Below are 20,497 nucleotides of genomic sequence, written 5' to 3' on the forward strand. Positions count from 1 at the left end.
GCGCGAGGAATGAGCGAGCGCAGCGAGCGAGTCCCGCAGTCGCGAACGAAAGGCAACGCGGTGAGCGCGAGGAATGAGCGAGCGCAGCGAGCGAGTCCCGCAGTCGCGAACGAAGGGGTCGCAGCATGACCGCGCCGGAACTGGACCTCGCCGGACAGGTGGTGGAGCTGGTCCGCCGGCTGGCCGGGCCGGACGCGCAGGCCGAGGCCGTGGTGACCCGTAGCGACCTGGCGCTGACCCGGTTCGCCAACTCGTTCGTCCACCAGAACGTCGCCGAGTCGACCGTCGGCGTCCGGCTGCGGCTGCACGTCGACGGCCGGACCGCGGCCGGCAGCGGCAGCCTGGTCACCGCCGACGGGTTGCGCGCGCTGGTCGAGCGCACCCTGGCCGCCGCCCGGCTCTGCCCACCCGACCCGGGCTGGCCGGGGCTGTCCCCGCCGGCACCGGTGGCGGCCGGCGCCGCCGTCGACGAGGCCACCGCGTACGCCGAGCCGGACGAGCGGGCGGCCCGGGTCCGCGCCTTCGTGGACGCGGTGGGCGGCCTCGAAGCGGCCGGGTACTGCCGCACGTCGTACCGGTCCGGGGCGTTCGCCAACTCGGCCGGGCACTCGGCCCACGGGCGGACGGCGGAGGCGGCGATGGACGGGATCGCCCGCACCGGTGGCTCGGACGGGGTGGCACGCCGCTGCGCGGACCGCCTCGCCGATCTCGACGGCGCCGACCTGGGCGCCCGGGCGGCGGCCAAGGCGCGCGCCGCGGCCGAGCCGGTGGAGCTGCCCCCGGGCCGCTACGAGGTGGTGTTCGAACCGGCCGCCGTCGCCGACCTGCTGCAGAACCTCTCCTGGTTCGGGTTCAACGGCAAGCGGTACGCCGAGCGGCAGTCCTTCGCGGAGCCGGGCCGGGCCCAGTTCGACCGCTCGGTGACCCTGGTGGACGATCCGCTGCACGGCTCCGGCCTGCCGTACGACCTGGAGGGCACGGCGCGCCGGGAGCTGACCCTGGTGGACGCCGGGGTCACCCGCGCGGTGGCGCACGACCGGCGCAGCGCCGCCGGCGTCGGCGCCAGCTCCACCGGTCACGCCTCGCCCGGTGGTGCCACCTTCGGCCCGATCCCGCACAACATCCGGCTGCTCGCCCCGTCCGTCGCCGGCGGCGCCCCGGACGGCGGCACGGTGGCCGGCGGTGGTGCACCGCCCGCGACCAGCGTGGCCGGCCTGGCCGGCGTGGCCGGGGCGGTGGCCGACGCCGACACGGCGGCGCTGGTCGCCGGGGTGCGCCGCGGGCTGCTGGTCAGCGACCTCTGGTACACCCGGGTGCTGGACCCGAAGAGCCTGGTGGTCACCGGGCTGACCCGCAACGGGGTCTGGCTGGTCGAGGACGGCGCGGTCACCCGCGCGGTGCGCGACCTGCGCTTCACCGAGTCGTACCCGCGGGCGCTCGGCCCGGGCGCGGTGCTCGGCCTGGGCCGCCGGGCGGTCCGCCAGCCGGACCGCGTCGACGGGGTCTGGTGGGAGGCCCCGCCGCTGCGGCTGGCGTCCTGGAACTTCACCGGCGGCGCGTCCGGGTGAGCCCGTCCCGACGCGCCGGGCGGCGGGCAGTGAAGTTCTTAACATCGCGACATCGATCTTCATACAGGGCTTTCCACCAGCCAGGACACACGGGACACTGCCTTGCGCGGACGGCCCGCGGAGATCGGCGTAACGTGTGTCACTTAGCTGCGCCGGTTCGCCCGGCGTGGTCGTTGGTGTGCGCATGACGTGGCAAGCGGGTGCGGGTTCGCGGTCCGCGTGCCGACCGGAGGAAGATCCGCCCGCCTGTTGCGGGCCCCGTCAGGGAGACGACTCGAATGACATCAACGGCAACGAAGCCGGGGGGCGTGCGCAGCCGCGCCGCCATCGCGGCGAAGACGTTGCGCACCGACCGCTGGTGGTTCGCCCCACTGATCACCGTCGTCGGCCTCAGCGCCTGGGTCGCGTACGCGACGGTCCGGGTCTTCATGCACAAGTGGTACTGGGTCGAGGACTACCACTACCTGACCCCGTTCTACTCGCCGTGCGTGACGGACCGGTGCCTGCCCGAGGCCGCGCACTTCGGACGGTTCCTCCCCGACTGGTGGATCATCCCGGACGCCGCGCTGACCCTGCCGTTCCTGCTGCTGTTCCGGCTCACCTGCTACTACTACCGCAAGGCGTACTACCGGTCGTTCTGGCTCTCGCCGCCGGCCTGCGCCGTGCCGGACGGGCACAAGGCGTACAGCGGGGAGACCCGGTTCCCGCTGCTCGGGCAGAACCTGCACCGCTACTTCTTCTACGCCGCCGCGATCATCTCGCTGATCAACACCTGGGACGCGATCCTGGCCTTCCACTCGCCGGAGGGCTTCGGGTTCGGGCTGGGCAACATCATCCTGCTCGGCAACGTGGTGATGCTGTGGGCGTACACCATCTCCTGCCACTCCTGCCGGCACATCATCGGCGGGCGGCTCAAGCACTTCTCCAAGCACCCGCTGCGCTACCGCGCCTGGACCGGCGTGTCCTGGCTGAACGTCCGGCACATGCAGCTCGCCTGGATCACGCTCGGCACCCTGGCGCTGACCGACTTCTACGTGATGGCGGTAGCGGCCGGCTGGTTCAACGACCTGCGGTTCATCAACTAGAGGGCCCTGGACATGACGACTACCACTCGCATCGAACGACACCACTACGACGTCGTCGTGATCGGGGCCGGCGGCGCCGGCCTGCGCGCGGCGATCGAGGCCCGGCTCGCCGGCAAGAAGACGGCCATCATCTCCAAGTCGCTCTTCGGCAAGGCGCACACGGTGATGGCCGAGGGCGGCGCCGCGGCCGCGATGGGGAACGTGAACAGCCGGGACAACTGGCAGGTGCACTTCCGCGACACCATGCGCGGCGGCAAGTTCCTGAACAACTTCCGGATGGCCGAGCTGCACGCGAAGGAGTCGCCGCAGCGGATCTGGGAGCTGGAGACCTACGGTGCGCTCTTCGACCGCACCAAGGACGGCAAGATCTCCCAGCGCAACTTCGGCGGCCACGAGTACCCGCGGCTGGCGCACGTCGGCGACCGGACCGGCCTGGAGCTGATCCGCACCCTCCAGCAGAAGATCGTCTCGCTCCAGCAGGAGGACAAGCGCGAGCACGGCTCGTACGACGCCCGGATCCGGGTCTTCGCCGAGACCACCATCACCGAGCTGCTGCTCGACGGCGACCGGGTCGCCGGCGCCTTCGGCTACTACCGGGAGTCCGGCGAGTTCGTCCTCTTCGAGGCGCCGGCGGTGGTGCTGGCCACCGGCGGCGTCGGCCGCTCCTACAAGGTCACCTCGAACTCCTGGGAGTACACCGGCGACGGGCACGCGCTCGCGCTGCGCGCCGGGGCGACCCTGATCAACATGGAGTTCCTCCAGTTCCACCCGACCGGCATGGTCTGGCCGCCCTCGGTGAAGGGCATCCTGGTCACCGAGTCGGTCCGCGGTGACGGCGGCGTGCTGAAGAACTCCGACGGCAAGCGGTTCATGTTCGACTACGTCCCCGACGTCTTCCGCAAGCAGTACGCGGAGACCGAGGAGGAGGCCGACCGCTGGTACACCGACCCGGACAACAACCGCCGCCCGCCGGAGCTGCTGCCCCGCGACGAGGTGGCCCGGGCGATCAACAGCGAGGTCAAGGCCGGTCGGGGCACCCCCGCCGGCGGCGTCTTCCTGGACATCGCCAGCCGGCTGCCGGCCGAGGAGATCCGCCGCCGGCTGCCGTCGATGTACCACCAGTTCAAGGAGCTGGCCGACGTCGACATCACCAAGGAGCCGATGGAGGTCGGCCCGACCTGCCACTACGTGATGGGCGGCGTCGAGGTGGACCCGGACTCCGGTGCCGCGTTCGGTCACGTCCGCGGCCTCTTCGCCGCCGGTGAGGTCTCCGGCGGCATGCACGGCTCCAACCGGCTCGGCGGCAACTCCCTGTCCGACCTGCTGGTCTTCGGCAAGCGCGCGGGCGGTCACGCCGCCTCGTACGCCGACGGGCTGACCGCCCGGCCGAAGGTGTCCGTGGGCGCGGTGGAGGCCGCCGTGGAGACGGCGCTGGCCCCGCTGCAGCGGGACACCGGCGAGAGCCCGTACACCCTCCAGCAGGACCTCCAGGCGGTGATGGGCGACCTGGTCGGCATCATCCGGCGGGAGGGTGAGCTGGTCGACGCGCTGGGCAAGCTGGCCGAGCTGCGCGAGCGGGTGGCCAAGGTCAGCGCGTCCGGTGGCCGCCGCTACAACCCGGGCTGGCACCTGGCGCTGGACCTGCGGAACATGCTGCTGGTGTCGGAGTGCACCGCGAAGGCGGCGCTGGAGCGGCGGGAGTCGCGCGGCGGCCACACCCGGGAGGACTTCCCGGCGATGGACCCGTCGTGGCGCCGGGTCAACCTGGTCTGCTCGCTCGACGGCGACACCGTACGCCTGGAGCGCAAGCCGCTGCCGAAGATCCGCGCGGAGCTGATCCGCCTCTTCGACCGGGCCGAGCTGGCCAAGTACCTCACCGACGAGGAGCTCGCCGAGTTCGACGCCCTCGTCACCGACGCCGAGGCCGAGGAGGCGAGCAAGTAATGGCGGAGCAGAAGTCCACCGGGGCCGGCAAGTCCGGCACCAAGCGCCAGTTCCGCATCTGGCGGGGCGACGAGAGCGGCGGCGACCTCCAGGACTACATGGTCGAGGTGAACGAGGGCGAGGTGGTCCTCGACGTGATCCACCGGCTCCAGGCCACCGACGCCCCGGACCTGGCCTGCCGGTGGAACTGCAAGGCGGGCAAGTGCGGCTCGTGCTCGATGGAGATCAACGGCAAGCCCCGGCTGAGCTGCATGACCCGGATGTCGACCTTCGAGCCGGACGAGACGGTCACGGTCACCCCGCTGCGCACCTTCCCGGTCATCCGGGACCTGGTCACCGACGTCTCGTTCAACTACGAGAAGGCCCGGGAGACGCCGGCGTTCGCGCCGCCGGCCGACCTGGCGCCCGGCGACTACCGGATGCAGCAGGTCGACGTCGAGCGCTCGCAGGAGTTCCGCAAGTGCATCGAGTGCTTCCTGTGCCAGAACGTCTGCCACGTGATCCGGGACCACGAGGAGAACAAGCCGGCCTTCTCCGGGCCGCGGTTCTTCATCCGGGCCGCGGAGCTGGACATGCACCCGCTGGATGAGAAGAGCGACCGCAAGGAGTACGCACAGCGGGAGCAGGGGCTGGGCTACTGCAACATCACCAAGTGCTGCACCGAGGTCTGCCCCGAGCACATCAAGATCACGGACAACGGGATCATCCCCATGAAGGAGCGGGTCGTCGACCGCAGGTACGATCCCCTTGTGTGGCTTGGTAGCAAGATCTTCCGTCGGGGTGAGACGCCCCAGACCAGCGTGACCACCCCCCGTTCGGGCTCGGCGGCACACTCCGGCAGCCCCGCCGGGGTGCACTCGCACGCGGGCGGCTCGCACGACCCGCGCGCCGAGGCGCAGGCCCAGCGCGGGGTCAACTGGCACCGCGAGGTGCCGAAGCCGACCGCGCCGGCGGTCGACGACCGCGGCAAGCTGCCGCTGACCGAGCTCACCTTCGACCGCGCGGCGGCGCCCTCGCCGTTCGGCGACGACGTCACGTTCCCGCTGCCGCCGGAGCACCTGAACTTCGCCCACCCGGAGCAGGACAAGCACTGAGCACCACAGTGACGACGGGGGCCGCGGCTGTTGCCGCCGGCCCCCGTCCCGTTTTCGCCCGGCTGTCCGGTTCCCCGGCCAGGCGCGGGTCCGGGCGCCGCCCGGCCGCCCGCGGCGCGGCGGGCGGTCAGGGCGGTCAGCCGCGGGCGAGCATCGGGCGCAGCGCGGCGACGATCGGGGCGTCGGCCGGCAGCCAGGTGACGTCGTCCAGTTCCGCGGCCGAAAGCCAGCGCAGCGCCGAGTGCTCCAGCGCCTGGGGCCGGTCGCCGTGCAGCAGGCGGGCCGTGTACACCTTGAGCACCGACCGGCCGTGGGCCATCCGGACGTTGCGGCCGACCCGCTCACCGATCTCCACGCGTACGGCGAGTTCCTCGGCGCACTCGCGGGCCAGCGCGGCGGTCTCGCTCTCCCCCGGCTCGACCTTGCCGCCGGGGAACTCGAACATCCCGGCGACCTCCGGCGGGGCGGACCGGGCGCAGGCCAGCACCCGCCCGTCCTCGATGATCGCCGCACCGACGATCACCTTCAGGTCCCGTCGCTCGATCTGCCCGCCGTCGTTAGCCCGTTCGGTCCGCACGGGCGTCCAGCGTGCCAGATCAATCGGCGGTTTGGGTACCTTGGCCGACCGTCAGGCCAGGAAGACACGGAAGTGTGGGCGTGGACACACCATCCGTGCGACGACAGACTAGAGGGCACCGACAAGACACGGGATGGCGACGATTTGGCCACAAGCCGGCAACGGCGCCTGGGAGGTGCGGTGATGCGCGCGCTGTTCAGCGGTCGTGCGAAGCGCGACTACCTCAGCGACGCCCTCGCCCTGCTGAGCGGATGGGTCCGCGAGGGTGAGCAGATCCGACGGACTCTCGTGATCGACGACTCGCAGCACGCGGCCCTGACCGAGCGGGTCAAGGTGGTCGCCGACGCCCTGCACCTGCGCCCGGAGATCAGCCGGCGGGCCGACCACACCCAGATCCGCGTCGGGCACGGCAACGCGCCGCTGACCGAGGGCGAGGTCCTGCTGGCCGCCCGGATCGAGGACGCGTACCGCGCGGTCACCGAGCCCTGACGTACGCTCGCCCGCCATGACGACACGGGCGGTCCTGGTGGACATCGGCGGCGTTCTGGAGATCACCCCTTCGCTCGGGGTGACCGAGCGGTGGGAGACCACCCTGGGCCTGCGCCCCGGCGAACTGGACGAACGCGCGGCTGGGGCCTGGGCGGCCGGGGCCGTCGGCGAGATCACCCTGGACGAGGTGCACGCCGGCCTCGCCGCGCTGCTGAGCCTCCCGCCCGAGCGGGTGACCGCCCTGATGGCCGACATGTGGGTGGAGTACCTGGGCAGCCCCAACGAGGAACTCATCGAGTACGTGCGGGCGCTGCGCTCCCGGTGCCGCACCGGGATCATCAGCAACAGCTTCGTCGGCGCCCGGGAACGCGAACAGGAGCGGTACGGCTTCGCCGACCTGACCGACGTGCTCGTCTACTCGCACGAGGTCGGCCTGTCGAAGCCGGACCCGCGCATCTACCAGCTGGCCTGCGACCGGCTGGGCGTGCCGCCGGAGCACGCGCTCTTCCTGGACGACGTCCCGGCGGCGGTGGACGGCGCCCGCGCCGTCGGGATGCACGGCGTGCTGTTCACGACGAACGCGCAGGCCGTCGCGGAGATCGAACAGTGGCTGAGAGAAAGCTGAAAAGCTCAGGTTTCCCGGAAAAGTGCGAGGGTATCAATTCCGCGCGCCGCCGGACATCCGGAGCGCAAGGGACTTACCCCCTCACATTGCACTTTGGAGCTGACATGACGACGCCCACCTCGAACCGCGCCACCGACCGGCTCGCCGACCACGCCGAGCACGGCGACCACGTCGGGCACGTCGGGCACCACCCGCACCGGCACGGCGACGAGACCAAGCCCTCCTGGAAGACCACCGAGCTCGCCGTCTACCTGCTCTCCGTCATCGGTGTGCTGATCGCGTCCAACGCCGTCGGTGACGGTGCCGCCGACAACGGCGGCGACTACTTCGCGGCCGACAAGGCCTGGTGGTACATCACCCTGCTGACCATCGGCTACCTGGTCAGCCGGGGTCTGGCCAAGTCCGGCAGCCGGTCCCGCGACCACGACCCGCGCACCAACCGGTAATCACCAGCGACCTCGATCGGGCCCCGCCGGCTGCCGGCGGGGCCCTGCTGGTGGGTGGTGTCCGGCTACCCGCTGCCCGTCACGCGGCCACCGTCGGGTCGGGACGGCCGCCGGCGGCCCGACCCCGGGGCGGCGCGGTCGAGGCACCGGCGCGGCGACGAATCGACTTAAGTTTTGCTTATGGGGTCTGCTGATCGCTCGGCAAGATCGGTACCTTGCCCGAATGCGACACATCGGAACCGTGATCGCCGCCGCCGTCGTGGGTCCGCTGGCCTGGGTCCTGTTCGCCCTCGGCCAGGATCGGTCGGCGCAGGCGTTCGCCAACGCGGAGGACGGCGGCTCGCTCGACGGCGGTGACTTCGTACGACCGGCGCTGGTGCTGGCCGCTGCCGGGCTCCTGCTCGGGCTCATCGCCACGCTCCGGTTCTCGCCGCTCGGCGCGGCCGTGACCGGGCTGGTCTACTCGGCCAGCTACCTGGGTCTGCTGCTCAGCCCGAGCGCGGTGCTGAACCTGGTCGACCACGAACCCACCCTGGTCGGCCACCAGGTGGACCTGGCCGCCCCGGTACGCAACGGGACCACCCTGCTGATGGGCGCGCTGCTGCTCGTCGGGGTGGTGAGCATCCGCCGCTGGCAACGCTGGCCCCAGCCCACCACCGCCGACGAGACGCCCGCCGCGCTGGTGCCGGACGAGGTCATCCCGGCCCTGCCGCGACGGGACCGCCCGCTGGGCGCGGACGGCCTTGGCCTGGGCAAGCCGTCGGAGACGCCGGAGCCGGTGGCGGCCGGCGGCGCCGGCTGGGGTGGCGGCCCGGAAGCCGGCGGTCGCACCGACTGGGCCGGCCGTTCGGACTGGGCCGGCCTGCTGTCGGGCGACGGCGGGGACAAGACCGGGCGGTCGCCGGACTGGACGCGCCAGCCGTCGCGCTGATCCCCGGCGCCGCGTCCCGGCCCGGCCGGGAGCGGATCAGGCGGGCCGACCCGAGCCGGGTCATCCGCGAGGTCGTGCTCCGCTGGGGCACCGTACTGCCCCAGCCGAGCACGACCGACCGGCAGCGGCGCTCAGCCGGCGGCGTCCTGCGGGTACCAGCGCAACTCGACCGAGTTGCCGTCCGGGTCGCGCACGTAGATCGAGGTGGCGCTCCCCCGCGCCCCGAACCGGCCGACCGGCCCCTCCAGCACCTCGAAGACTCCGGACGCGACCACCTCGGCCCAGTCCAGTGGCTCGACCACCAGGCAGAAGTGGTCCACGTTCGACTCGCCCCGCGGGCGGTGGACCAGGTCGATGATGGTCTCCGGGCTGACCCGTACCGAGGGGAACGGCACCTGGCCGGCCCGCCACTCGTCGACCCGGACCGGGGCCAGCCCGAGCACCCGGCAGTAGAAGTCGAGGGCCCGCTCGACGTCGGCCACGTTGATCACCAGGTGGTCGAAGCCCGTCACCCGCACCGCGCTCACTTCGCCTCCCGCTCGTACGCCTGCCGCAGCCGGCCGGTGACCGGCTGGAACTTCTCGCCGATCTCCCGCAGCCGGGCCGTCGAGGCCGGTCAGGTGGTCGGAGACTGTCGTCGTCGTCATGCCGTTCACGATCCCCCGCCGCGCGAGCACGACCAAGGCATGATCGGGCTACGATCGTTGATTCCGGTTCAACGATGGGACGTGGCGTGCTCGAACGGTACGAGGTGGAGACCTTCCTGACCCTCGCCGAGGAACTGCACTTCGGCCGCACCGCCGAGCGGCTCGGGGTGACCACCGGGCGGATCAGCCACGTGGTGAAGAAGCTGGAACGCCGCATCGGCGCCCCGCTCTTCGCCCGCACCAGCCGGGTCGTCCAGCTCACCGCGATCGGCCGGCAGCTCGCCGACGACCTCGCCCCGCTGGTCACCGGCATGGACGAGGCGGTACGCCGGGCCGTCGAGGCCGGCCGCGGCGTCACCGGGCGGCTGCGGGTGGCGTTCCTCGGCGAGTGGACCGCGCCGGTGCTGCTCAAGGCGGTCGCCCTGTTCACCGAGCGGCACCCGGAATGCCAGGTCGAGGTGCACGAGGTGCAGCTCTACAACTCCCGGCCGAGCCTGGAGGACGGCTCGATCGACCTGCTCATCGCCGCGTACCCGTTCGACGGCATGGCCTGCGGCCCGCCGCTGCTGACCGAGCGCCGGGTGCTCGCGGTGCCGGCCGGGCACCCCCTGACCCGCGCGGCGTCGGTCTCCCTGGAGATCCTCGCCGACCACCCGGTGGTGCAGTACCCGGCGGTGACCTCGGCGGAGTTCAAGCGCGACCGGACGCCCGAGCACACCCCGTCCGGCCGCCCCGTGCCGAAGGGCCCCACCGGGAACACCTTCTCGGAGATGCTGACCCTGGTGGCGCTGGGTCGGGGCGTGCTGCCGGTGGGCGAGCACACCCGGACCTACTACCCCCGGCCGGACGTCGCCTACGTGCCGATCCACGACGCACCGCCGATCCGGCGCGGCCTGGTCTGGCGGGAGGCCAACACCACGGCCCGGGTCCGCGAGTTCGTCCGCGCCGCCACCGACGCGAACGCGGTCCGGCCGGCGGGCCGGGAGTGATGATCTTGTTGGTGGCGCGCCGGACCTACCGTGAAGGTCATGGCGAACGCGACCTATGACCGCAAGGAGCAGTTCCAGCAGATCCAGAGTGGGCTGCTGGACGGGGAACAGATCATCGCCGTCTACGACGCGGTCGGCACCGGCACCGGCTTCATCGGGCTGACCGACCGGCGCGTCATCATCCAGGACCGCTCCTTCATCGGCAAGCGGTACGCCATCACCAGCATCCCGTACTCGAAGATCACCAGCGTGAGCGTGGTGAGCAACAAGTCGTGGGGCGGGTCGTTCTTCTCCACCGGCGCCATCGCCATCCACGTCGGCACGCACACCTACGAGGTGGAGTTCCGCGGCGCCCAGAAGAGCCACCACGTGCACAACGTCATCCTGCACTACATCAGCTGACCAGCGCGGCCGGGCGGCCGCCTCCCCCGCCCCGGCGCCGACATCACCTTTCCCGGTCACGGCCGTTCAACTCTTGACGGCCGCTGACGGAAGGGACGGGCGTGGAGGAGCATCCGGCGGTCGAGGATCACGGGATCATCGGCAACCTGCAGACCGCCGCGCTGGTCGCCCGGGACGGCACCCTTGACTGGTTCTGCGCTCCCCGGTTCGACTCGCCCAGCATCTTCGCCGGACTCCTCGACCCCCAGCGCGGCGGATACTTCCGGGTCGCCCCGGAAGGCGTCCACTACCTGTCCAAGCAGCTCTACCTGCCGGACACGCCGATGCTCATCACCCGGTTCATCAGCGCGGACGGCGTCGGCGAGATCATCGACTTCATGCCGGTGGCGGGCGACCAGGTGACGGACCGGCACCGGATCGTACGGATCATCAAGGTGGTACGCGGCCGCATGCGGTTCCGGGCCGAGTGCCGCCCACGGTTCGACTACGGGCGGGAACCGCACCAGCTGGAGCGGCACCCGGACGGGAGTGTCTTCCGCACCGCCTCGATGAGCCTGACCCTGCACACCGCCCGGTCGCCCGGGCGGCTGTTTCCGGAGGAGAACATCAGGAGCGAGGGCGGGGACGCGGTCGCCTTCGCCGACCTGCACGAGGGCCAGACGGGGGCCATCGTCCTGGAGACCGCCGCCCCGGACGGCCCGCACGCCATCCCGGTGCCCGAGATCCAGGCGATGTTCGAGCAGACCCGCGACTACTGGCGACGCTGGCTGGACCGCTCCCGCTACACCGGGCGGTGGCGGGAGATGGTGGAACGGTCAGCGATCACCCTGAAGCTGATGACGTACGCGCCGACCGGCGCGATGATCGCCGCGCCGACCGCCGGGCTGCCCGAGAAGATCGGGGGAACCCGCAACTGGGACTACCGCTACACCTGGATCCGGGACACCTCCTTCTCGGTGCACGCCCTGCTCGGGCTCGGCTTCACCGACGAGGCCCACCGGTACGTGGACTGGCTCGACGAGCGCGTCCGCCGGGCCGGCGACAGCCGGGTGCCTCTGAAGATCATGTATCGCGTGGACGGCTCGTCCGACCTGCACGAGGAGACGCTGAACCACCTGACGGGGTACCGGGGCTCGGCGCCCGTCCGGATCGGCAACGGCGCCGCCGACCAGCTCCAACTCGACATCCACGGCGACGTGCTGTTCGCCATGTACTTCGCCGACCGGCACGGCATCCGCGCGCCGCACCATGTCTGGCTCAGCACGGTACGGCTCGTCGACTGGCTCTGCCGCAACTGGGACCAGCCCGACAAGGGCATCTGGGAGAGCCGTCACCATCCCCGCGACCACACCTTCAGCCGGGTCATGACCTGGGTCGCCTTCGACCGGGCGATCCGCCTCGCCGAGCGGCACGGTCGACCCGGCGAGATCGCCCGCTGGATCCAGCAGCGCAACGCCGTGTACGACCAGATCATGGAACGCGGCTACCACCCCGGGCGCCGCTCCTTCGTGCAGAGCTACGGCACGGACGTGCTGGACGCGTCCCTGCTCATGATGCCGGTGGTCGGCTTCGTCGCCCCGACCGACCCGATGTGGCGGTCCACCCTCCGGGCGATCGAACACGACCTGGTCTCCGACAGCCTCGTCTACCGGTACGACCCGGCCGAGTCACCGGACGGGCTGCCCGGCGACGAGGGCACCTTCAACATGTGCACGTTCTGGTACGTCGAGGCCCTCGCCCAGGCCGGTCGCCTCGACGACGCCCGGCTCACCTTCGAGAAGATGCTCACCTTCAGCAACCACCTCGGCCTCTACGCCGAGGAGATCGCCCCCACCGGGGAGCAGTTGGGCAACTTCCCGCAGGCGTTCAGCCACCTGGCCCTGATCAACACCGCCCTCGCCCTCAACCGGCTCCTCGACGAGCGCCGCCGGTAGCAACCCCGCGACGCCGACCGCGGAGTCGAGGTCGAGCTGATCCGTCCGACCCGCCGCCCGCCGCCGACCCGGCCCACCTTCGACCGGCACCAGCAGGGTGACGGCGGCCCGCGGCGGCCTTAGCCTTGGGCGTGCTCGAAGCCGGCAGCCGGAAGCGGAACCAACCAGCGCCCCCGCACGTGCTCTTCGAGGCGCTGACCGAACCCAACCGTGACCCCGCCCGTCCGTGGCTCCTGCTGCTTGACGACGAGCGCTGGCCGCGGACACTGCGCACCGAGATGCCCCACCTCGTGGTGTGGTCCTCGATCTGGGTCACCCGGCCCGACGCCGTGGTGCGGTTCGACCTGCCCTTCGACGGCACCTACGGGACCGACCTGCGCTGGACCCTCCTCGTGGCCGAGCCGTTGCCGGATCCCTCGCTCCTCGGGCACCTGCGCAAGCGGGTCAACCAACTCATCAACGGCAACCTGCGCCGCACGTTCGGCCAGTAGCCCGATGCCGCCGGTACGGCGGCACAGCCCCCTGCCGGTCGCCGACCTCGCCCGAGGTGCGGCATTCACCTGCCGCCACGAGAATGGCTCTCGGAGGTGATCAAGGGTGGTCGACCGGGAGAGCGTGCCCAGGCTGTGTCAGGTGGTGCTCGACTGCACCGACGCCAGGGCCCTGGCGGAGTTCTACCGACGCCTGCTGGGCCTGGTCTACCGGCCCGGCGACGAACCGCCAGCGGCGGGACAGGCCGATGAGCGCGGTCGTGACTGGCTGGTGCTGAGGACGCCCGACGGCGCCCCGCAGCTGGCGTTCCAGCAGGTGGATCACCTGCCGGAAGCGACCTGGCCGGAGGGTCCGGTGGCCCAGCAGCTGCACCTGGATCTGACCGTGGAGTCCGTCGAGGAGTTGCGGGTCCAGCACGAACGCGTCCTGAACCTCGGTGGCCGGCTGCTGTACGACCGCATCGACGACCCCGACGAGCCGCTCCGCGTGTACGCCGACCTCGCCGGCCATCCCTTCTGCGTCTTCGTCGCCTAGCCGCTGCCCCGCGGTCCCCGCTTCGCTCCGCATAGGATCTTGCGAGCATGCACCCGGCCAAGGAGGAGCGTGTCGTGACGGACTCGGCAGCGTTCCTGCTGGAGTGCCTGCTCCACGCCGGCATGCGCGATGTGGTCGCAGTGGAGCCGGCGACGGGTGGGGTCGCGGCGCTCGCGGGCATAGCCACCCGCCGGGACGCGCCGTCGGTGTTCGTCAAGGCCTTCGACGGCACTCCGGCCGACGATGTCTTCGCCGCGGAGGCCGAAGGGCTGGCCGCCCTGCGTGACCTCGGTGGCGTGGCGACACCCGAGGTGATCCTGGCGGACCGGGAACTGCTCGTGCTGTCGGTGCTGCAACCGAGGCCGCGCAGCGAGACCTTCTGGGAGCGGTTCGCGCATGCGCTCGCCCGCCTGCACCTGAACACCATCCACCCTCGCTTCGGATGGCACCGCGACAACTGGCTGGGCCGCCGCCGACAAATCAACACCTGGGCTGACGACGGCTTCGCCTTCTTCGCCCAGCACCGGCTGCTCCGCTGGCTCCCAGAGCCCCGCGTCGAGGCGGCACTCGACCGCGAGGACCGGGCGGCGCTGGAGCGGCTGTGCCACCGGCTGCCCGACCTGCTGCCGGACCGGCCGGCATGCCTGACGCACGGCGACCTGTGGGCACAGAACGTCCTGGCCACCCCGGACGGGCGGCCCGCGCTGATCGACCCGGCGGTGTCCTACATGTGGGCCGAGGTCGACCTCGCCCACGTCTGGTCCACCTCGCCCCCGCCCGAGGCGCACCGGTTCTTCGCCGTCTACGCGGAGCTGACCTCCCTGGACAGCGACTGGCCGGCCCGCATGCCGATCGTCCAGCTACGACAACACCTCGCCGTGCTGGCCCAGTTCGACCACGACTGGGGCGCAGCCGACCAGATCCGCGCCACCCTCGCCCCGTTCCGGACCCGAACCTGACCAGCGGCCCGACGATCGACCGCGGCTACCTCGCGCGATGGCCGGTTCGCCGGCTACCGATTGTGCGATCCGCCGGCCAGCGGCCGAGGGCAGCCCTAACCCACGAGGTCCTTGGTCAGGATGTGCTCGCGGCGCACGCCGTCGGGCATGCGGTCGCCGAGTTCACCCGTGTCACGGAAGCCGTTCCGCTGGTAGAGCGCCCAGGCATTCGTGTTGCCCGCTACCACCGCCAGCCGCAGCGTCCGCGCCCCCACCCGCCGGGCCCACTGCTCGACCGCCCCCACGAGGTGGTCACCCACGCCGTGGCCACGTCCCGCGGGCGTCACGTACATCGAGATCAGCTCGACGACCCCGTCGTGGTCGGTCGGCACCCCGCTGGCCATCCCGACGGCCTGGCCGTCGAGCATCGCCAGGATGTTGTACGAGCCGGGGATGGCCAGTCGCGCGCGCCAGCGTTCCTCGCGGTCGCCGTCGCCCTGCCAGTCCGCCAGCTGGGCACCGAAGGCGTACCCGGCCTCCGTCAGGGCAGCGAGTCGCAGTTCCCGCCACAACTTCCAATCGCCCTCGCCGAGCACCCAGGTATCGATCACTCGGAGAGGTTCACGCAAAGCGTGCCGGGCAGGCAACCTGGTATCCGGCGATGGGCCCCGCACCACCACGAGAGCGTCGCCAGATTCAAAGCCCGCAAGCCCGAACCGCCACGACGCGTCGCTGCTAGCCGCGTCGGCTCCGTCGACGCCAAATGAGCAGACCTGCGACTGCGGCCGCGATGGCGACGAGGATGGACCAGTCCCCCGCGACGGTCGCCTCCGGCAGGGCCCGCACCGGCTCGGGCTCGGCCTCGTATTCGTCGCTCCCGGGCGCTTCGTTCATGCCGATACGCTATCGCGCCGAACCCACCAATCCGGGTGACGCTTGCGCCGCGCCGTGGTTCGAGCACGGCAGCTGACCTCACAACGTCTGACCGGACGTGTCACCCCACATCTGACACCAATCTGTCACGCATCAAGTGGAGTCCGACATTCGCCGGCAGTCGGTATCGGGCTCCGCTTGATCCGTGACACATCGGCGACCGGGCGGCCCGAGCACAACTGAGCGCCCACCACCGACGCTTCACGTGCAGCGTGACAAGTTGGCCGGCTCTCTCCGGGTCGGGCTGTCACAGTGCGTAACTGGGCTGCCGCCTATCGCTGGGGCATGCGATCCCCGATGCGGGTCAAGACGCGCGGTCAGCGGAAGCGGGCGTCCTTCTCGGCTCCGGTCGTGCACCGGCCGGTGGTGCTGCCTCGCGCAATGTGGTGGTCGACCTGTCCGAGTTGGCCACCACCTCGGCGGTGACGGCGATCCGGTGCCTTCGGAACCGTGGGTGCCGGCAGGTTCGCCCCACACACTCGACTAGCCTTTCCGGATGATCAATCCGATCGGGCTTGTCATCTTCGACTGCGACGGGGTGCTGGTAGACAGCGAGCGCATCGCGGTCCGCGTCAACATCGCGCTTGGCGCGGAACTGGGCTGGCCCCTGACCGAGGCAGAGGTCGTCGAGCGCTTCATCGGCCGGTCCAGCACGTCCATTGGTGAGCAGATCGCGGCCCGCCTCGGACAGGGCGTGGCTGCCACCTGGGCTGAACGATTCGATCTAGCACACCGTCAAGCGGTGGACGCCGGACTGTCCGCCGTCGACGGGATCAACGACGCGCTCGATGAGATCACCCAGTCGACGTGCGTGGCTTCGAGCGGTACACACGAGAAGATGCGCCACACCCTGGGCCGCACCGGCCTGTATTCCCGCTTCGAGGGCCGCATCTTCAGCGCGACCGAGGTCGCCCACGGCAAGCCCGCCCCCGACCTTTTCCTGCACGCGGCGGCGACGATGGGTGTCCCGCCCGCGGCGTGCGTCGTAGTCGAGGACAGCCTGTATGGAGTCCGAGCGGCCCGCGCCGCCGGAATGCGCTGCTTCGGCTATGCGGGCGGATTGACCCCCGCGCACCGGCTGGAAGGCCCGGACACGGTGGTCTTCGACGACATGCGCAAACTCCCGGCTCTGCTGAACACAGCCTGACCACTCGCGACCACCACGGCATCAACCGCACCACGGACGGAGAAGCGGCACGACTACTACGGCACGCTCAGCTTCGGCGCGGCCGTCCGGAAGGCCGGCCTGCCGGAGAGCATCACGACCCACTTGATGCCGGACTCGGAGGAGCGCACCCGCCGGGCGGTCGATGCGGCGTGGGGTTGTGCCACCGGCGTGCCCCAGGGCGAGGAACAAACCTCCTAAGCTGCGGGAACAGGCCCAATTCAGACGTTGAAGCGGAACTCCACCACGTCGCCGTCCTGCATGACGTACTCCTTGCCCTCGATCCGGACCTTGCCGGCCGCCTTGGCGGCGGCCATGCTGCCGGCCGCGACCAGGTCGTCGTAGGAGACCACCTCGGCCTTGATGAAGCCGCGCTGGAAGTCGGAGTGGATCACCCCGGCGGCCTCCGGCGCGGTCGCGCCGACCGGGATGGTCCAGGCCCGCGCCTCCTTGGGCCCGGCGGTGAGGTACGTCTGGAGCCCGAGCGTCCGGAAACCCACCCGGACCAGTTGGTCCAGGCCGGGCTCGTTCTGCCCGATCGACTCCAGCAACTCGCGGGCCTCCTCCTCGGGCAGGTCCACCAGCTCGGACTCGATCTTGGCGTCCATGAAGATCGCCTCGGCCGGGGCGACCAGCGCGCGCAGCTCGTCGAGGAACTCGGCGTTGCCCAGCTCGGCCTCGTCGACGTTGAAGACGTAGAGGAACGGCTTGGTGGTGAGCAGGTGCAGCTCGCGCAGGTGCTCCAGCTCGATACCGGCGTCCTTGGCGCCCGCGTACAGGGTGACGCCGGTGTCGAGCAGCTCGACGGCCTGCTTGGCGGCGGTCAGCGCGGCGGCCCGGTCCTTGCGGAGCTTGGCCTCCTTCTCCAGCCGCGGCACCGCCTTCTCCAGCGTCTGGATGTCGGCCAGGATCAGCTCGGTGTTGATCGTCTCGATGTCGTCGGCCGGGGAGACCTTGCCGTCGACGTGCACCACGTTCGGGTCGGAGAAGGCTCGGACCACCTGGCAGATCGCCGAGGCGTCGCGGATGTTGGCCAGGAACGCGTTGCCCCGGCCCTGCCCCTTGGAGGCGCCGCGCACCAGGCCGGCGATGTCGACGAACGACACCGGCGCGGGCAGCACCTTCTGCGAGCTGAAGATCTCGGCGAGCTTGTGCAGCCGCTCGTCCGGCAGCCCGACGACGCCGACGTTGGGCTCGATGGTGGCGAACGGGTAGTTCGCCGCGAGCACGTCGTTCTTGGTCAGCGCGTTGAACAGGGTGCTCTTGCCGACGTTGGGCAGGCCGACGATGCCGATGGTGAGACTCACGACGAGCCAGCTTACGCCGCCGGTTCCCGCCGACCGGAACGCGGTGCGGTGTCGCGGGCCACGATCGGTCGGATCGTGGCCGGAGACCGTACCGGGCGGGGCACCACCGCTCCAAGATCTACTGGGTCAGGTGAGCAGGCGGGGCGCGATCGGGGTTTCCCGGGGGGTGCCATCGGAGGTGCGGGTGACCTCGTACGCCGAGACGCCGGGGCGGTCGGCGACCGCCTCGACCAGGCGCTCGCCCCGGTAGAGCAGCCCGGTGCCGTCGTCGGTGCAGTGCGCGGTCGGCAGCGTGCCGTCGCCGACCAGCCGGTGCATCAGCGGCCGGCGCTGCTCCTCGCTGTCGTAGTGCACGCCGTTGCCGTACGGCAGCCAGCCCAGGCCGTCGGTGAAGCCGCGCAGGTCGGTGCCGAAGCTGTCGGTGGCCCCGCCGACGTGCCAGCAGATCGAGCCGGCGGAGACGCCACCGAGCACCACCCCGGCCGCCCAGCACTCGCGCAGGATCTCGCCGAGGCCGTGCACCCGCCAGACCGCGCAGAGGTTGGCGACGCTGCCGCCGCCCACCCAGACCACGTCCTGGCCGAGCAGGTGGGCGCGGATGTCGTCCACGTTCGGCATCGGGAACAGCGCCAGGTGCGACATCCGGAACCGGCTGCCGGCGAACGCCTCGTAGACCCGGGTCAGCGTGGTCGGCTGGTCGCCCTCGGCCTGGTTGAGGAAGCAGATCCTCGGCTGCGGCCCGGCGCCGGCCAGCTCGGCGGCGAGGTCGAAGACCGGGTTGACCCGGCGCGGCTCGCTGTCCCGGCGCGGCGCGTAGATGCCCATGCTGGTGGCGAGGATGGTCGGTTCGCTGGCGGGCACGGGTCGTCCTTCCGTCGAGGGTTGGCGCTGCCCATCCTGCCCGAGGCGGCGGCCCCGGCGGCCGTCGGGCGCGCGGTCCGCGCGCCGGTCACCGCTCCTGGTCGGTGATCGCGCCGAGCAGCGTACGCAGCAGGTCGGCGAGACGGTCCTGGTCCTCGGGGGACAGCGCGTCGAGCAACCGGCGCTGCACGGCCAGCCCCGCCTCGGCGGCCTCCTCGACCAGTTGCCGCCCGGCGGGGGTGAGCGTGACCTGGAGCGCGCGCCGGTCGGCCGGGTCGGGTGAGCGGCGGACCAGTCCGGCCCGTTCCAGCCGGTCGAGCCGGCCGGTCATCCCGCCCGAGGTCAGCATCATCGAGGCGGTGAGCTGCTTCGGCGCCAGCGTGTACGGCTCACCGGAGCGCCGCAGCGTGGCCAGCACGTCGAACTCCCCCCGGCTGATCGACCAGCGCGCGTAGGTGCGTTCCTGCTCGTCGCCGACCAGCCGGGCGATCCGGTAGATCCGACCGAAGACCGCCATCGGCTCGGGCCGCATCCCGGGCCGCTCGCGCCGCCACTGCTCGACGATGCCGTCCACGTCATCCCGCTCCACCACTCCCGGATTGTGCCGCACGCCGCCCTTCCCCCTTCGCTTGCCCTCAAGTAGCTTAGCTCTAAGCTATTTACCGTCAAGATACTTCGGGAGCACCGATGGACCGTCGTTGGGCCGACCCCCTGCTCACCGCCGTCACGCCGATCACCTGGGGCACCACGTACCTGGTCACCAGCGAGCTGCTGCCGCCGGGCCGACCGCTCTGGTCCGGCGTGATCCGGGCCCTCCCGGCCGGGCTGCTGCTGCTCGCGCTCACCCGGCACCGCCCGCACGGCGCGTGGTGGTGGCGGTCGGCGGTGCTCGGCGCGCTGAACATCGGGGCGTTCTTCCCGCTGCTCTTCTACGCCGCCTACCACCTGCCCGGCGGCACCGCCGCGGTGCTCGGCGCCACCCAACCGCTGCTGGTCGCCGGGTTGACAGTGCTGCTGCTCGGTGAGCGGCCCCGGCCCCGGGCGCTGGCCGCCGCGGTGGCGGCGCTGGTCGGGGTGACCCTGGTGGTGCTGCGTCCGACCGCCGGGCTCGACGCGGCCGGCATCGCGGCCGGACTCACCGGCACCGCCGCGATGGGCACCGGCCTGGTGCTGACCCGCCGCTGGGGCCGACCGCCCGGGGTCGGCACACTCACCGCCACCGGCTGGCAGCTCACCGCCGGCGGGCTGATGGTGCTGCCGCTGGCCCTGGCCGTCGAGGGGCGACCCCCGGCGCCCGGGCTGCCCGGCCTCGCCGGATACGCCTGGCTGACGCTGGTCGGCACGGCACTGGCCTACGCGCTGTGGTTCCGCGGCGCCGCCCGGCTGCCGGTCACCCAGGTCTCGCTGCTCGGGGCGCTCAGCCCGCTCACCGCGGCGGTGCTCGGCTGGGTGGTGCTCGGCCAGGCGATGACCGGTTGGCAACTGTCCGGCTTCGCGGTGGCGGTGGGCGCCACCGTGGTCGGGCAACTGCCGGGC

The 20,497-nt window shown here is 71.6% G+C and carries 22 protein-coding genes and 1 pseudogene; 16 read left to right on the forward strand and 7 right to left on the reverse strand.

Going from position 1 to position 20,497, the window contains the following annotated elements:
* The first annotated feature begins 125 nt into the window (after positions 1-125).
* From Q3W71_RS12100 to Q3W71_RS12115, 4 genes are all read left to right on the forward strand, one after another.
* Positions 126-1,568, forward strand: coding sequence for a TldD/PmbA family protein (locus tag Q3W71_RS12100; RefSeq protein WP_302919379.1), 1,443 nt, complete (start codon positions 126-128; stop codon positions 1,566-1,568).
* 278 nt (positions 1,569-1,846) lie between these two features.
* Positions 1,847-2,653: a hypothetical protein gene (locus tag Q3W71_RS12105; protein ID WP_302919380.1), complete on the forward strand. Its 807-nt coding sequence runs from the start codon at positions 1,847-1,849 to the stop codon at positions 2,651-2,653.
* Positions 2,654-2,665: 12 nt separating this feature from the next.
* Complete coding sequence (locus tag Q3W71_RS12110) at positions 2,666-4,597, forward strand: fumarate reductase/succinate dehydrogenase flavoprotein subunit (protein WP_302919381.1); 1,932 nt, start codon at positions 2,666-2,668, stop codon at positions 4,595-4,597.
* Entirely contained in the window at positions 4,597-5,691 is a 1,095-nt protein-coding gene (locus Q3W71_RS12115; RefSeq protein ID WP_302919382.1) for a succinate dehydrogenase/fumarate reductase iron-sulfur subunit, read from the forward strand. Before Q3W71_RS12110 ends, Q3W71_RS12115 begins: the two co-directional genes overlap by 1 nt.
* Before the next feature lie 136 nt (positions 5,692-5,827).
* Here Q3W71_RS12115 and Q3W71_RS12120 read toward each other — a convergent pair whose 3' ends face one another.
* Positions 5,828-6,268, reverse strand: coding sequence for a (deoxy)nucleoside triphosphate pyrophosphohydrolase (locus Q3W71_RS12120; RefSeq protein WP_302919383.1), 441 nt, complete (start codon positions 6,266-6,268; stop codon positions 5,828-5,830).
* Between the two features lie 183 nt (positions 6,269-6,451).
* On the opposite strand from Q3W71_RS12120, the gene Q3W71_RS12125 reads away from it, so the two are divergent.
* From Q3W71_RS12125 to Q3W71_RS12140, 4 genes are all read left to right on the forward strand, one after another.
* Positions 6,452-6,757 carry a 4a-hydroxytetrahydrobiopterin dehydratase gene (locus Q3W71_RS12125; RefSeq protein ID WP_302919384.1) on the forward strand — a complete coding sequence of 102 codons (306 nt, stop codon included), beginning with the start codon at positions 6,452-6,454 and terminating at the stop codon, positions 6,755-6,757.
* A gap of 16 nt (positions 6,758-6,773) precedes the next feature.
* Positions 6,774-7,382, forward strand: coding sequence for an HAD family phosphatase (locus Q3W71_RS12130; RefSeq protein ID WP_302919385.1), 609 nt, complete (start codon positions 6,774-6,776; stop codon positions 7,380-7,382).
* Positions 7,383-7,486: 104 nt separating this feature from the next.
* Complete coding sequence (locus Q3W71_RS12135; RefSeq protein WP_302919386.1) at positions 7,487-7,828, forward strand: hypothetical protein; 342 nt, start codon at positions 7,487-7,489, stop codon at positions 7,826-7,828.
* A gap of 223 nt (positions 7,829-8,051) precedes the next feature.
* Positions 8,052-8,759 carry a hypothetical protein gene (locus tag Q3W71_RS12140; protein ID WP_302919387.1) on the forward strand — a complete coding sequence of 236 codons (708 nt, stop codon included), beginning with the start codon at positions 8,052-8,054 and terminating at the stop codon, positions 8,757-8,759.
* A 131-nt stretch (positions 8,760-8,890) separates the two neighbouring features.
* Here the strand turns inward: Q3W71_RS12140 and Q3W71_RS12145 are convergent, their stop codons facing one another.
* The gene (locus Q3W71_RS12145; RefSeq protein ID WP_302919388.1) at positions 8,891-9,286 is read right to left on the reverse strand and encodes a VOC family protein; all 396 of its coding nucleotides are present in this window, start codon (positions 9,284-9,286) and stop codon (positions 8,891-8,893) included.
* Between the two features lie 206 nt (positions 9,287-9,492).
* Here Q3W71_RS12145 and Q3W71_RS12150 point away from each other — a divergent pair, with 206 nt between their 5' ends.
* The 6 genes from Q3W71_RS12150 (at position 9,493) to Q3W71_RS12175 (ending at position 14,716) form a co-directional block, all read left to right on the forward strand.
* Positions 9,493-10,395: a LysR family transcriptional regulator gene (locus tag Q3W71_RS12150; protein ID WP_302919389.1), complete on the forward strand. Its 903-nt coding sequence runs from the start codon at positions 9,493-9,495 to the stop codon at positions 10,393-10,395.
* 39 nt (positions 10,396-10,434) lie between these two features.
* Positions 10,435-10,797 carry a PH domain-containing protein gene (locus Q3W71_RS12155; RefSeq protein WP_167179686.1) on the forward strand — a complete coding sequence of 121 codons (363 nt, stop codon included), beginning with the start codon at positions 10,435-10,437 and terminating at the stop codon, positions 10,795-10,797.
* 101 nt (positions 10,798-10,898) lie between these two features.
* Entirely contained in the window at positions 10,899-12,731 is a 1,833-nt protein-coding gene (locus Q3W71_RS12160) for a glycoside hydrolase family 15 protein (RefSeq protein ID WP_302919390.1), read from the forward strand.
* A 131-nt stretch (positions 12,732-12,862) separates the two neighbouring features.
* A complete protein-coding gene (locus Q3W71_RS12165; protein ID WP_302919391.1) occupies positions 12,863-13,222 on the forward strand; it encodes a hypothetical protein in 360 nt (119 codons plus the stop codon).
* Positions 13,223-13,328: 106 nt separating this feature from the next.
* Positions 13,329-13,757: a VOC family protein gene (locus Q3W71_RS12170; RefSeq protein WP_302919392.1), complete on the forward strand. Its 429-nt coding sequence runs from the start codon at positions 13,329-13,331 to the stop codon at positions 13,755-13,757.
* A 74-nt stretch (positions 13,758-13,831) separates the two neighbouring features.
* The gene (locus Q3W71_RS12175; RefSeq protein WP_302919393.1) at positions 13,832-14,716 is read left to right on the forward strand and encodes a fructosamine kinase family protein; all 885 of its coding nucleotides are present in this window, start codon (positions 13,832-13,834) and stop codon (positions 14,714-14,716) included.
* A 95-nt stretch (positions 14,717-14,811) separates the two neighbouring features.
* On the opposite strand, the gene Q3W71_RS12180 is transcribed toward Q3W71_RS12175, so the two are convergent.
* Both Q3W71_RS12180 and Q3W71_RS12185 read right to left on the reverse strand, forming a co-directional pair.
* On the reverse strand, positions 14,812-15,306 hold the full coding sequence (locus tag Q3W71_RS12180; protein WP_302919394.1) for a GNAT family N-acetyltransferase: 495 nt from the start codon (positions 15,304-15,306) through the stop codon (positions 14,812-14,814).
* Positions 15,307-15,430: 124 nt separating this feature from the next.
* Positions 15,431-15,589, reverse strand: a complete 159-nt coding sequence (locus Q3W71_RS12185) for a hypothetical protein (protein WP_302919395.1) — start codon at positions 15,587-15,589, stop codon at positions 15,431-15,433.
* A 535-nt stretch (positions 15,590-16,124) separates the two neighbouring features.
* Here Q3W71_RS12185 and Q3W71_RS12190 point away from each other — a divergent pair.
* Positions 16,125-16,775, forward strand: coding sequence for an HAD family phosphatase (locus Q3W71_RS12190; protein ID WP_302919396.1), 651 nt, complete (start codon positions 16,125-16,127; stop codon positions 16,773-16,775).
* A gap of 239 nt (positions 16,776-17,014) precedes the next feature.
* Here the strand turns inward: Q3W71_RS12190 and ychF are convergent, their stop codons facing one another.
* The 3 genes from ychF to Q3W71_RS12205 form a co-directional block, all read right to left on the reverse strand.
* On the reverse strand, positions 17,015-18,100 hold the full coding sequence (gene ychF, locus Q3W71_RS12195) for a redox-regulated ATPase YchF (RefSeq protein WP_302919397.1): 1,086 nt from the start codon (positions 18,098-18,100) through the stop codon (positions 17,015-17,017).
* 126 nt (positions 18,101-18,226) lie between these two features.
* Positions 18,227-18,961, reverse strand: coding sequence for a peptidase E (locus tag Q3W71_RS12200; protein WP_302919398.1), 735 nt, complete (start codon positions 18,959-18,961; stop codon positions 18,227-18,229).
* Between the two features lie 88 nt (positions 18,962-19,049).
* Positions 19,050-19,553, reverse strand: coding sequence for a MarR family winged helix-turn-helix transcriptional regulator (locus tag Q3W71_RS12205; RefSeq protein WP_302919399.1), 504 nt, complete (start codon positions 19,551-19,553; stop codon positions 19,050-19,052).
* A gap of 95 nt (positions 19,554-19,648) precedes the next feature.
* Here Q3W71_RS12205 and Q3W71_RS12210 point away from each other — a divergent pair.
* Positions 19,649-20,467, forward strand: a pseudogene (locus Q3W71_RS12210) (EamA family transporter); the annotation flags it as partial.
* Positions 20,468-20,497: the final 30 nt, after the last annotated feature.

It is taken from the genome of Micromonospora sp. C28SCA-DRY-2 (assembly GCF_030519475.1).
Taxonomy (GTDB): Bacteria; Actinomycetota; Actinomycetes; order Mycobacteriales; family Micromonosporaceae; genus Micromonospora.

Excerpts from the sequence above, each read along its gene's own strand:
- Q3W71_RS12155 (WP_167179686.1), top strand. The coding sequence starts at position 10,435 with ATGGCGAACGCGACCTATGACCGCAAGGAGCAGTTCCAGCAGATCCAG.
- Q3W71_RS12110 (WP_302919381.1), top strand. The coding sequence starts at position 2,666 with ATGACGACTACCACTCGCATCGAACGACACCACTACGACGTCGTCGTG.
- Q3W71_RS12130 (WP_302919385.1), top strand. The coding sequence starts at position 6,774 with ATGACGACACGGGCGGTCCTGGTGGACATCGGCGGCGTTCTGGAGATC.
- Q3W71_RS12100 (WP_302919379.1), top strand. The coding sequence starts at position 126 with ATGACCGCGCCGGAACTGGACCTCGCCGGACAGGTGGTGGAGCTGGTC.
- Q3W71_RS12125 (WP_302919384.1), top strand. The coding sequence starts at position 6,452 with ATGCGCGCGCTGTTCAGCGGTCGTGCGAAGCGCGACTACCTCAGCGAC.
- Q3W71_RS12115 (WP_302919382.1), top strand. The coding sequence starts at position 4,597 with ATGGCGGAGCAGAAGTCCACCGGGGCCGGCAAGTCCGGCACCAAGCGC.
- Q3W71_RS12105 (WP_302919380.1), top strand. The coding sequence starts at position 1,847 with ATGACATCAACGGCAACGAAGCCGGGGGGCGTGCGCAGCCGCGCCGCC.
- Q3W71_RS12185 (WP_302919395.1), bottom strand. The coding sequence starts at position 15,589 with ATGAACGAAGCGCCCGGGAGCGACGAATACGAGGCCGAGCCCGAGCCG.
- Q3W71_RS12190 (WP_302919396.1), top strand. The coding sequence starts at position 16,125 with ATGATCAATCCGATCGGGCTTGTCATCTTCGACTGCGACGGGGTGCTG.
- Q3W71_RS12135 (WP_302919386.1), top strand. The coding sequence starts at position 7,487 with ATGACGACGCCCACCTCGAACCGCGCCACCGACCGGCTCGCCGACCAC.
- Q3W71_RS12140 (WP_302919387.1), top strand. The coding sequence starts at position 8,052 with ATGCGACACATCGGAACCGTGATCGCCGCCGCCGTCGTGGGTCCGCTG.